This window comes from Bradyrhizobium yuanmingense (genome assembly GCF_900094575.1).
In the GTDB taxonomy this organism is placed as follows: Bacteria; Pseudomonadota; Alphaproteobacteria; order Rhizobiales; family Xanthobacteraceae; genus Bradyrhizobium; species Bradyrhizobium yuanmingense.
Genome location: NZ_FMAE01000046.1, coordinates 1 through 11,303, shown reverse-complemented (window position 1 = coordinate 11,303; position 11,303 = coordinate 1). Strand labels below are relative to the sequence as shown.

The following is an 11,303-nucleotide window of genomic DNA, read 5'->3' as shown; positions in this document are numbered from 1 at the left end:
GGCCGGCTTCGTCCGCCCGAGTCGTTTGGTATCTCATGGTCATGCGGCAGCAGCCGATGGCTTTACACGCCCGCCGTTCGCTCATCCCGTGGGCGCCTCGGTGACAGCTTTCCGCGTGGCCGCGGGCGTCACCATTTCTTTCCCACGAGGTCCTTCAAGGCCGCGTTGTCCAGCATGGCATCGGCGAAAAGGCGCTTCAGCCGTGTGTTCTCGTCCTCCAGGGTCTTCAGCCGCTTGGCCTCCGACACCTCCATTCCACCGAACTTCGCCTTCCATTTGTAGATGCTGGCGTCGCTGACGCCATGCTTGCGGCACAGATCGGCGACCGACACGCCGGCCTCATGCTCCTTCAAAATCCCGATGATCTGCTCTTCCGAAAAGCGGCTGCGCTTCATGCTCTGGTCCTTGTTGTGAGCCAGAACGAACTTCACACTGGATTAAGCCCCTGGGGCAAGGTCACTCACGCGCGAGCGGTAGCGCGGAAGTATCCGCGATACGCTGAATGAAGTCCGTGGGGAACGGGAGGCAACATGGACCTCATCCTGTGCCTGAGTTTATCGTAGTCTGAAAACCGCGAGCTGGGATCTTCGGGCCAACGCGTCCGGTCTCTGCGCAGACCAGCCGAACCAATTCGTTGGGCGTCATGTACGGCGCTGATAAGTCGAAAGCTGGCATATTAGAAGGCTTGCTGCGGTGAACGCCTGGATGGCCATTGCGATCCGGTTTTCAATCATGTGGATATCCCTCAGTACGCCAGGGACACGACCTCATCCGAAGCAAATGGAGCCTCGAGAATGATTATTCAAGTCGCGAGTTGCAACAGCATGCGCGTGCTCACCTACTAGGCCTAGTTGTTGATCGGCGACGGAGGCATGCCAACGTTGCTAACGACGCTGACGCTGGTCAAAGCGCCGGCTTGCCTGAAGGCAGGGGGCGTTCGCAAATAGTAGAGGAGAGATATCATGAATCGCTCTGTCGCCACTATCGCACTGACGCGTTTGGGAATCGCTCTTTCCAGTGTTGCCATCGCACAGACAGCTAGACAGGAGAACAACACCCTTCCAGGGCAGGAGCGCGCTCTCAGTGTCGCGCCGGGCTAAGTGCAGCCGACCAGAGGGGTCGTGTTTTTGACAGCGGCAATCAACTCAGACGGCAGCATAGCGGGCTGCTTCGGTTACAACACCGCGAACACCAAGAGGGGCTGGCATATATCAGATCGATTTCGGACACAACGTCCAAGCAATCAAGGGTTGGAGCCGATGGGTTCAGGCCGACACCTTGACGAACGGTGCGGAGAACGCTTGGTGTAACACTGCCGACCGGGCCGGCAATGACAATGCAGTTTGGGTTAACTGCCAGACTAGCAGTGCGCCGGTTGACGCATCCTTCTTCTTGTTCGTCGCCACCGAACTTGCGTGGCGACCTCAACCCCAGTGAGGACGATCGGCCTTCCCACGCTGATCGAGGGCGGGTAAGAAGTAGAGTATTTTCGCTAGTCACGCACGCCCACTCTCACTGGGCTCGTCCGGCTTTTCCTGATTATCGGGCGAGCACGCGAGCAGGCCGCCACCGTTGTGAGCGTGCATGTCGATCTCTTGCCCGCACGCGAGTGCCGTCTCGAACCGCAAATGATTACAGTGGTGTCCGTAGCGAAGGCCTAATCCACTCACTTGAGATCATTTGCTTCGGGGTTCTTGGCAGGATCGTTGATGGCCGGAAGCTCGCATGATCCTGCGCGACATGCAGGCCGACGACGGCGCGCATCTTGCACAACGTCAGAAGTCTTCGGGAGCGATTTGAGCCGGAGGAGTAGCAAAGGAGGCCGCTCGCGTCGTCGTGCAAATGGCGGGAAAGCAATCTATAGAGCGCGACGAGGCGATGCGCGATATCGCACGCCTCTGCCGCAGTGATCTCCTCCCCGACACGGCTCTGTATATACGCCGAAGCTCTTCGAATCGTTCGGATGAGAATTGATGGCCAGTTCGTACTATGCCCGATGAGATGTAGTGCTGGGGCGCATCCTTCACAGAAGCTGAAAATGCAGGCAAGCGCATTCAAGCACACTACGCATGCTCTCCACTGCCAGCCGAGGTGTTGTTCTAAAAGTCAAGCTGATCAAATGGCCCCGGACCTCCTTGGGCCCGCTCCGCAGAAGTGTCGGCACCTGCATCAGATCGCCAGCAGGCTGGGGTGAACGAAATTGATTTGGGTGCCAACCAGTCCTGGTAGCTGCGCCGCCACTCTCCTCAAGATACAATTTTGCGCGGATATCAGGATAGCTGCGCGGGGTAAGAGAAATGATCGAAAGGCGCGTGCTTTGGCTTTGTCTCGTTATCGGTCTCTGTATCGGCCTTGGCGTATGGTTGATCTTGCCGGGTGGGCCGGCCGGTAAGAGCGATGGTGTTCGTACGAGCGACAACCCGCTTATCGATAAGGTCAAATCAACCTGGCGAGCGCAGGATGGTGAGACAGCGGAGCAAATCTTCACCAAGGTCTCGAAGGTAGCACACTTCATCCCCAGGGGATGGGAGGCTGGTCAAAAGGCCGACTCGGGCGAGTCAGTTATTTTTTCATGGGCCAAACACCGGGCCGATAAAACAAAGGAAGAGTACACGGTCACGTGGGAGGTGATGCCCGATGACACAGTGAAAATTGTGGCGCCGTATGCAAAGCCGATGGAACTAGGCTGGCAGGCGTTCGCACTCTCGCTCATCGCGGACGAAGTGACAAACGACGAAAGCGGCGTGAACCGTCACTTTCTGCATAATCCCGCTAACTTCAACTTCGTGACCACCGCCCAGGGCAAGTTGGGCGATCTTCTGCGGCGTGGCCGCTGCGCTATCGGCGAGCCGGTTGGAGTGCATTACTCGCCGACGAGAGATGAGCAGCAAACCACGAAGGGCGGGCTATGGCGCGTCGAGCTTTCGGTCGACTGCAATGTTCCCGGACCTAGTTACTTCACGCGCGACGGAATCATTATTTTCGAGAAGCGTGAAGGGCAAGATTGGGAGCCACAATCGTTCTTTGCCAAGCTTATCGCCACGTATGCACCCGGCTCTTGGTTTAAGCTTGCGGACCCGAAAGATCAGGAATCGTTCGAGGCGGACAGGAAGGTGTTGTCAAAATGACGTTCGCCGTCGATGATGAAGTCGCATCGCTCTTCAAAGTGTCTGCGCTTCGTGCTGCACACTCGATCTCGACAACCAAGCTCAAGTGGAGTTTGTCGGACGGTTGGGCGAGGTAAGATTGCAGACCAACACGGTTGCCGTGCTTTCACGTTCCGAGCCTGTTTGTTCAATACGCAAACTGATCAGCCGCTAACGTCTGTCTACAGCGGAACTATCGAGTATTGGGCCACTGTAGGACCTGCCAGACGCATCGATTATCCAATCTCCCTAGGCGATCGTCTCGCCGGACCGCGACCGTTCCGTCTCCGCAACCCCGAGCAGCTCCGACGGAGCAATCGCGGTCGGCCCGCCACTGGAGAGAAAGAATGGCAGCTTGAAAACAGCCCGCAGTTAAAGGGCCGATTGACATCCATCGATCTTTTCAACCTTTAGCCGCTGACGTCGATGTATGAGGGCTCACTTGCTCGGCCGCCAGTTTGGTCTCTTCAACGCAAAAGCCCGCCATATGGCGGCTTTTGCGTTATGCTTCATCACCTTTGCCGTATCACCTTTGCTAATAATAACTGGGTGGTTGCCCACGGGTTGCCCAAAAAGTGATAAAGTCTGACTAATCCCGGCTGGCTTGAGTACGATTGAAAGCCTCCGATTCTGGGCTCTACTTCTAGTCGTTCCTTGTGACCTTGCCCCACAGGCTTAATCCAGTTTGAAGTTCGTGCTGGCCCACAACAAGGCCAGAGCATGAAGCGACGCAGCCGCTTTTCGGAAGAGCAGATCATCGGGATTTTGAAGGAGCATGAAGCCGGCGTGTCGGTTGCCGATCTGTGCCGCAAGCATGGCGTCAGCGACGCTCTCGCGCAGCGCCGGGACGCGTGGGGTGAGTGCAACCAAAGCGTTGCTTCGCTCACTGCAGCAAACGTAATGAGAATGCAGGGAACTTGAACGCGGGATCACTTTCACGCGAGACCATCTTGTCGGCGCCATCGCAGGGCAAAAGTGTGCGGACTTCAGATTGCGCATTGTTAATTGTTCTCCTCATAACACAATTGGAGGCTGTCGTGACAAATGCAGCAGCAGCGCTTACCAACTCGGTATCGGTGACAGAGAATTCCGATGGACGTTGGAGGTGTTTAGTCTCGGAATCGATAGGGCACTCTGGCATATCTCGCAGGAGAAGCCGCATGCCGGGCCGTGGTCAACCTGAGCCTCGCTTGGCGGCGTTCTCACCAGCTCGCCGTCCAGCGTCGATAATTCGGATGGCCGTCTCGAAGTGTTCGCCCGTGGCATCGACAAAGCGTTGTGGCACATCTGGCCGGACAAGCCACATGCCGGACCGTGGTCAGGCTGGGCCTCGCTCGGCGGCGGCATCACCAGCGATCCTGCCGTGGTCGACAATTCCGATGGCCGTCTCGAAGTGTTCGCCCGGGGCACCGACAACGCGTTGTGGCACATCTGGCAGGAGGAGCCGCATGCCGCTCCGTGGTCCGGTTGGGCCTCGCTTGGCGGCCAGATCACCAGCGATCCCGCCGCGATCGCCGACAGCGACGGCCGGCTGGAAGTGTTTGCGCGCGGGGCTGACAACGCGCTTTGGCACATCTGGCAGGATAAGCCGCGCTCCGGACCGTGGTCCGGCTGGGCATCCCTGGGCGGCGTTCTCCTGAGCGATCCACTCGCGCCTGACGGACTGCACAAGAGGTCGGCCGTCTCACAAGGCGGCCTAACTGACCCATCATTATGCGACTACGTCGTCACACAACGTCGCTTCATCGCGCGCTAATTCCGGCTTTGGACCGGCCCTCGGCCCCGTTACCCGCTTTAATCCGTTGAACGGCGATTTACGCTTCGTGTCGCACGCCATGGAAAACTGCTCCCTCGGCGTCACGAGGAATTGCCCCCTCCTCGGATAGCCGAGGAGAGAGCGAATGAACGAGGAACGAATAACGGAAGGCTCGTCGTGGATTGATCCACGGGGGCAGGTGATGAAGACGCCGGATGACGTGGCGGAGATGTTGCGCCTGAGGGCGTGCGGGTAGGGTCTGAAGCGGATTGCGCGGCAGCTGGGCTGCAGCCATCACACGTCATCGACGCGCCGCAAGGACCGAGCGCGCCCTCAGCCGGCACCGGATCGCGGCAGACCGAGTGCCGGATCTGGCGCGCTCCTCTTCTCACCCCGCGTCGGATGGTTGCACGCTCGAATACTCCGACGCCACGAGGCTGAAAAAGGCCGTCAACTTGAGGTCGTTGAAGCGAGAGAAGTCGCCGGCGTCGGCAGCCGCCGTCACGGCAACGATGAAGGTGACGCCCCGCATTGCCTGCAGGGCCTCTACAAATGGCGTGATCGACCATTGTGGCGCCAGCTCCCCGATCACTTGGACAAACAGTCCACACGGACCTCAGCGTCGGTCACGGCATGAATGTAGTCCTGCAGAACGATTTGGCTCGCCGGGTGCTCGAAGGCGCGCCGTATTGAGCCCGCCGGACTCTGCAGATATGGCCTGCATCGCGACAACTGAACGGACTGGGGCACGACTGCCACGTCGTGGTTCCCTCGCTGATCCCGATGAAGGCCGGGGATCGAGTAAAAACCGACCGGCGCGATGCAGCGGTGCTGGCCAAGGGCGGGCTGACAGCTGTGGGGGTCTGGATGCGGCGCATGAGGCCCTGCGCGAGCCCTCGGATTATGGCGCAGATTCTGCGATTTCCATTGGTGGGCGATGCAGAGGCAGCCGACATCACTACAAAACTTGGTAGGTTGAACTTGATGGGGCTTTAATACCAAATCACCTGCCCTCAGATGCTAGACTGCCGTCTGAGGCTCTTTCTGATCGGCTTAACCGTTGCTACCACGACAAGATCGAGCGCACAGGGCGCGGACGCTATTCCACCAATTTCGACGGCCTTAGCGAGCTTGAAAACCTCGTGAAGCGAATCGGCCCTCCGAAATGGCCCTGGAAGATTGACGCTGCCTTAGCCATCCGGGGTAAGATGATTTTCGAAAAAGGTTCCGATGAAGGGGGATGCAGCGGTTGTCATGGGATTGAAGGCGGCGAGCAGCGCTTTCCATTCATCAAAACGTGGAGAACCGTGGTGCAGAACGTCGGTACCGATACACGTGAGTACGATGTTCTCGCCTGGAAAGCGAAGACAGGCGTCCTGAACGGAGCGTACATTCCCTTCGCAACCGCTCCTCTTAAGGAAAGGGATCAGGTTCTTAACATTCTCGCGACCTCGGTCATTGGTTCGATCGCAGAACACTTGCTAGCCGGTGGTGACCCTTCCACCAACGCACGGGTCGCGGCGTCACCAGATCCGGGGTCGTCGGAGACCCCGGAGTCTCTGGGGTTGGTACGACTACCGCCGACCCTGCAGGATCTGGTAACGGCGTTCGACGCTGTCAGCACTTCGGAAGAGATCAAAAAAGCCAAGCGGAAGGGGCAGAAAAGGCATCGCGCAGTCGACTCCCTCAATGGGGCGCCTACGAGGCCCGCGTTCTGCAGGGCATTTGGGCCGCCGCACCTTATCTTCATAACGGCTCGGTTCCTACCCTAGCGGAATTGCTCAAACCATCCGGGCAGCGCAAATCGCAGTTTAGCATTGGACGGAAGTACGACATCGAAAACGTTGGTCTTGCCGCCGCTCAGGAGCCTCAAAGTGACTCACTATCCGTCACGGATTGTAATGACATCAATTCTGGAAACAGCCGATGCGGCCACGAGTACGGGACGAATTTGAGCGAACAAAACAAAATGGCGCTGCTCGAATACCTCAAGACGCTGTGACCCGTCGTTCGCTCTTTGAGCATTCTCAAGAGGTCGGTACCCAACGTCGCTCGAAATGAGGCCGTCGGCAAATCCACCTCTGGAGAATCTGGCGAAACTACGAAGCGAGAACTTTTCGTGGACGGGTGCGCTTCTGGGTTGATTGTGGAAGCGAATTGCATGGCCGCATCATGAGAGCGAATCTATATCTGGCAGCGCTTGTGCAGTTGCCTAATGCCTAGGGGAATACCATGACACGCTTGTTTGTGCTTCTGCTCTTTGCCGTCATATCGGTATCTGCTCACGCGCAGTTGCCCGTCCCCTCCACATGGGTGAATCAAAGGGGCTCGTTTCTCTCGATCCAGATGCTAGACCCGTCAACAGGGAATTTCGCGGGAACGTATGTCAACAACGCGACTGGATTTTCGTGCCGGGGACAGCCTTACCCTGTCGCAGGCGTCGTCACGGCAAACAGAATAGATTTCTACGTCAATTGGACGGCACCCGCGGCCCCAGACTGCAAAACAATCACGATTTGGAATGGTCGTGTAGCTGCTAATAAGATTCCAGCTGGGTGGACACTATATTACGTGGGATCGGACTGGCAGTTTCATAAAATGACGGGGCGTGACTTGTTCACGAGGAGGTAGACCAAACTGCTTCAAGTTTGTCGTTCCTGTCAGGGGTGCGCATTCCGACGAAGTCGGCCGTGGATTCCGAGCGAAGCCGGCCGCCTGTACCGATTGTGACCTGCCACTGCGTATTCCTCCAGAAGGAGTTAGAGTCCGGCCCGAAGCGAAGCGGCTGAGGCCTTGGAAGAGCAGAACGCGAAGCTGAAGAAGCTTCTGGCCGAGCAGATGCTCGATGCGCCCGCACTTCGCGAGCTCCTTTCAAAACAATGGTAGGGCCCGCCGCAAAGCGCGCTGCGATCGCGCATCTGCAGGCTGTCATGAGCCTGTCGGAACGGCGGGCCTGCTCGATTGTGGGGGCGGATCGGAAGATGATCCGCTATCGCTCCAGCCGCCCGCCGGACGCAGTTCTGCGTGGCCGATTGCGCGATCTCGCCAACGAGCGGCGGCGTTTCGGCTATCGCCGGTTGTTCGTCTTGCTGCGGCGGGAGGGCGAGCCATCGGGGATCAACCGGATTTACCGGCTTTATCGCGAGGAAGGGCTCACCGTCCGCAAACGGCGGGCTCGCCGCAAGGCCGTGGGGACCCGTGCCCCGATCCTGGTCGAGGCGAGGCCGAACGCGCGCTGGTCGCTGGACTTCGTCCACGACCAGTTCGCCAATGGCCGACGCTTCCGCATCGTCGACGACGTCACCAAGGAATGCCTGAGCGCCATTCCGGAGACCTCAATCTCGGGGGCGGCGCGTGGCCCGCGAACTGACGGCAATCGTCCAGCGACGCGGCAAGCCAGGAATGATCGTGTCCGACCATGGCACCGAATTCACCTGCAACGCCATGCTCGCTTGGTGCAAGGACGCAGCCATCGATTGGCACTTCATCGCACCGAGAAAGCCGATGCAGAACGGCTTCGTCGAGAGTTTCAATGGCCGGATGCGCGATGAGCTACTCAACGAGACCCTGTTCTTCGATCTCGATGACGCCCGCGCCAAGATCGGCAATTGGGTCGCCGACTACAATCTCCAGCGTCCCCACTCGTCGCTGAAATACCTGACCCCCGCGGCCTACGCCGCCCACCTCACCGCAACGGACGATCGGCTGCGCAACCCCGACCAGCTCCGCCGATCGTCCGTTGCTCCATCCGCGCCACTTGGCGTACAAAACCCCGAGACTCTAACTGCCGCTGGATGAAAATGCAGTGGCAGGTCACCGCAGATGCGCACCCGATGGGCTTCCTATACTGCCAACCTCGTTCGAAGTAGGTTGCAAGGTCTGCGCGAGCGCAAACAGCGGAACCTGTGGCTGCTAATGGCAGCGGATTCATGATTGCCCCGGTCCTCGCCTGGGCCAGAAAGAGCGTAAAACTCGATTAAGCCTAGGAGCCCCCCTTCTCGAAAAGCCTGGCCAGTCTCAAATTATCTGACACGGACACTCGAAGTTCTCACTCAGGCAAGAGCCGCTAGACAATTTAAACTACGTCATCCTCAAGACATCGATGTCCCAATCCCGACGGTAGGACGGGTATACCCTGTCAGTGCAGAGAGAGGCGCGTTGTGTCACGAGGAAACGCTCGGTCATAAACCTGCAATCAAAGCGTGCTACGTAGCTTGGTCCGACAACTTGCCGCTGCTGGTCGGAGTGACGCGCAGTGTTTTTTGGCTCATTGATTTGTCGGGATGGGTATTCGCGCATGGTTTACGACACTGCTACGGTGCAGATGCTCCGCAACGTCCTTGATGAAGTACTTGCTAGCTCCACGTTCATCGGGCAGGAGCACCGCTCTGCGCTGGAGATCGCGGAGCGCATTCTTTGGCTTGCCTCACAGGGAGAGCGGGAGGCCGCGACAATCAAACAGCACTTACTGAACGAGTTTTTGGTGAGCGGTAGCGATAGCGTAAGAGCCGAGAACGCCACCTCGATGGTAAGCAAGGCTCCGCGTTTGTGTTCGGACATACGATACCGGGGATCCTAGTAACGCCGGTCGGAGGTTCCGAGCTGAATGACAAATGCCGGCCAATCGCCGCTGAAATTGTTTGACGCTGGGCTATGCACATGCAGATCCCATTGCGCCACTCCGCCTCCGCGGAAAAGAGATCTGTTCGGTGTCATCTCCATATCGCTCGCTAGACAAATGCGCCTCCGAGTCATGTGATCTGAACGAATCCTAGAGCAGCCTACTTACCATTCAGGATCCATACAAAGCCCTCGCCGTGGCGAGGGCTGGACAAGCAGTGTCCGAGGCAAATGTCCGCACTGATCGCGCGCTTAACCCTGAGGGTTCGGCAGGGCTTCCGATGTTCCCCGCCACGGTGCTTCGTCCTGCTGGAGCATTCTTCCGCAGCGTCTGGATAGGAGGCGACCATTTCTTGTTCTGTTCAGTACTCGCTTGCCAACATCAGCCTGAGGACACGCAATGTCCTTTCCGAGTCGCTTGGATCTTCGGAGCCTTGCTGCATCTTCCTGTCGTCGTAGTCGATCTTCCAGAAGAACTTTTGACCCACCAAGTCGAAGCTTCCGAAGCCGTGCTCGCCATGAGAATCGTTCTCCTCTGTAAACCCGGAGAAATCCGCCACCTGACGGAGCGCCTCGGCCTTACGCAGTCGGGTAGCTCGGCGGCTCCGATTGTCATCATTGCCTTGCCGCCACCGAAGTGCGCCGGAAGGCATCGTTCAGAAGGGCGATACTATTCATCATCGCACTCCTCCGCGTCCTCGCGCCTGTAGGGCGTCATGCGGACCACACGTCGCTCCACTCGCGTGCACTCTTCGGGGTGGTAGTAGTTGCGAACCAGCATCGCCACCCTCCTAGATCAGGCCGGCGAGCACAAGTGCCGAGACGATCGTCTTGCCACCACATGCTTCGCAGAAGCCCTGGTCTTGATCGGGCTCCATGTCGGCCGTGTTGTTGCACCCCGCCGTCATGCAGATCGCGGGGCTCGTTTGAACTCTCTCGGCAAGAGAAATGTTGGACATCGTGTCCTCCTCGCTACGAGCTTCCGACCCATTCGGGTGCTCGTTCCGAGGCGGAGCGAGCGTCCACTACTGGAGCTATGCGGGATTTTGGGTGACGAGGTGATCAGGCGGCGTGGTTTTCCGGCATTTGGATGACCTCGATGCCGTCATTAAATCTGACACCTGCGATGACCTTGGGCATTGGATTTGTGCCGTTGAGCCGCCGGCAGGTCTTTGATGCGGCGATGACCAGCTTGAACACCATCAGGCTTGGCGGTGGTCGGCGACAACGAGCCCTTGGTGCGCACCGTTCTGTGCCGCACGGTCGCGAACACGCTTTCGATGGGATTGGTAACCGGTATGAGATGGCTCGGTGCCAACGTTCCGCTGCGGTGTTCCTACATCGTGGCGTATGGTGCGACCATCGGGACAGAGGCACCGGGAGCACGAAGTGCGGACAGGCCGATGCACACGATGAGCCGAGAGCTCGAGTTAGGGCTCGGACTCAATTGATCCAATAGGCAACGATGGCGGCGAGATGGACGGCAGCCAAGAAGTTCGTGGCTAGTTTGTCGTAGCGAGTTGCGACACGCCTGAAATCCTTGAGGCGGCAGAAACAGCGCTCGATGACGTTGCGCCCCTTGTAGGCGCGTTTGCTGAAGCTGTGGAGAGTGACCCTGTTGGATTTGTTTGGAATGACGGGCTTGGCACCACGATCGACGATTTCGGCTCGAAAGCCATCGCCGTCGTACCCTTTGTCGCCAATGAGGGCAGACATGGGTGGCGCGAGTTCCAAAAGGGCTGGCGCTGCGGCAATATCAGCGTCCTGGCCTGGAGTGAGAT

At 58.3% G+C, this 11,303-nt stretch carries 7 protein-coding genes and 6 pseudogenes; 7 read left to right on the top strand and 6 right to left on the bottom strand.

The genetic code is table 11. From position 1 onward, the window contains the following. Positions 1-395: pseudogene (locus GA0061099_RS37820) on the bottom strand (transposase); the annotation flags it as partial. 1,902 nt (positions 396-2,297) lie between these two features. On the opposite strand from GA0061099_RS37820, the gene GA0061099_RS37815 reads away from it, so the two are divergent. The 3 genes and pseudogenes from GA0061099_RS37815 to GA0061099_RS41930 form a co-directional block, all read left to right on the top strand. After that, positions 2,298-3,128 carry a nodulate formation efficiency C protein gene (locus GA0061099_RS37815; RefSeq protein WP_100213463.1) on the top strand — a complete coding sequence of 277 codons (831 nt, stop codon included), beginning with the start codon at positions 2,298-2,300 and terminating at the stop codon, positions 3,126-3,128. A gap of 738 nt (positions 3,129-3,866) precedes the next feature. Continuing rightward, positions 3,867-3,977, top strand: a pseudogene (locus GA0061099_RS37810) (transposase); the annotation flags it as partial. A 367-nt stretch (positions 3,978-4,344) separates the two neighbouring features. Then, positions 4,345-4,902: pseudogene (locus tag GA0061099_RS41930) on the top strand (PLL family lectin); the annotation flags it as partial. A gap of 388 nt (positions 4,903-5,290) precedes the next feature. Here the strand turns inward: GA0061099_RS41930 and GA0061099_RS37800 are convergent. Then, positions 5,291-5,494, bottom strand: coding sequence for a transposase (locus GA0061099_RS37800; RefSeq protein WP_036032126.1), 204 nt, complete (start codon positions 5,492-5,494; stop codon positions 5,291-5,293). Positions 5,495-5,599: 105 nt separating this feature from the next. Here GA0061099_RS37800 and GA0061099_RS43305 point away from each other — a divergent pair. The 4 genes and pseudogenes from GA0061099_RS43305 to GA0061099_RS37780 all read left to right on the top strand — a co-directional run. Further along, positions 5,600-5,795, top strand: a pseudogene (locus tag GA0061099_RS43305) (IS110 family transposase); the annotation flags it as partial. A gap of 821 nt (positions 5,796-6,616) precedes the next feature. Continuing rightward, positions 6,617-6,904 carry a c-type cytochrome gene (locus GA0061099_RS43050; protein ID WP_338107409.1) on the top strand — a complete coding sequence of 96 codons (288 nt, stop codon included), beginning with the start codon at positions 6,617-6,619 and terminating at the stop codon, positions 6,902-6,904. Positions 6,905-7,134: 230 nt separating this feature from the next. Beyond that, the gene (locus GA0061099_RS43300) at positions 7,135-7,533 is read left to right on the top strand and encodes an avidin/streptavidin family protein (RefSeq protein WP_036032120.1); all 399 of its coding nucleotides are present in this window, start codon (positions 7,135-7,137) and stop codon (positions 7,531-7,533) included. Between the two features lie 138 nt (positions 7,534-7,671). Next, positions 7,672-8,700: pseudogene (locus GA0061099_RS37780) on the top strand (IS3 family transposase); the annotation flags it as partial. Between the two features lie 1,184 nt (positions 8,701-9,884). On the opposite strand, the gene GA0061099_RS37770 reads toward GA0061099_RS37780, so the two are convergent. The 4 genes and pseudogenes from GA0061099_RS37770 to GA0061099_RS37760 form a co-directional block, all read right to left on the bottom strand. Next, positions 9,885-10,175, bottom strand: a complete 291-nt coding sequence (locus GA0061099_RS37770; protein WP_050996341.1) for a DUF3768 domain-containing protein — start codon at positions 10,173-10,175, stop codon at positions 9,885-9,887. A gap of 138 nt (positions 10,176-10,313) precedes the next feature. After that, positions 10,314-10,481, bottom strand: a complete 168-nt coding sequence (locus tag GA0061099_RS41730; RefSeq protein ID WP_157786120.1) for a hypothetical protein — start codon at positions 10,479-10,481, stop codon at positions 10,314-10,316. A gap of 103 nt (positions 10,482-10,584) precedes the next feature. Beyond that, positions 10,585-10,813, bottom strand: a pseudogene (locus GA0061099_RS37765) (IS256 family transposase); the annotation flags it as partial. A gap of 152 nt (positions 10,814-10,965) precedes the next feature. Then, positions 10,966-11,303 (bottom strand): IS5 family transposase (locus GA0061099_RS37760; protein ID WP_074448590.1); only part of this gene is annotated, 338 nt, incomplete at its 5' end.

What these genes read in the sequence shown, in the direction of transcription:
- GA0061099_RS37815 (WP_100213463.1), top strand. Translation starts at nt 2,298, where the DNA reads ATGATCGAAAGGCGCGTGCTTTGGCTTTGTCTCGTTATCGGTCTCTGT.
- GA0061099_RS43300 (WP_036032120.1), top strand. Translation starts at nt 7,135, where the DNA reads ATGACACGCTTGTTTGTGCTTCTGCTCTTTGCCGTCATATCGGTATCT.
- GA0061099_RS37770 (WP_050996341.1), bottom strand. Translation starts at nt 10,175, where the DNA reads ATGCCTTCCGGCGCACTTCGGTGGCGGCAAGGCAATGATGACAATCGG.
- GA0061099_RS41730 (WP_157786120.1), bottom strand. Translation starts at nt 10,481, where the DNA reads ATGTCCAACATTTCTCTTGCCGAGAGAGTTCAAACGAGCCCCGCGATC.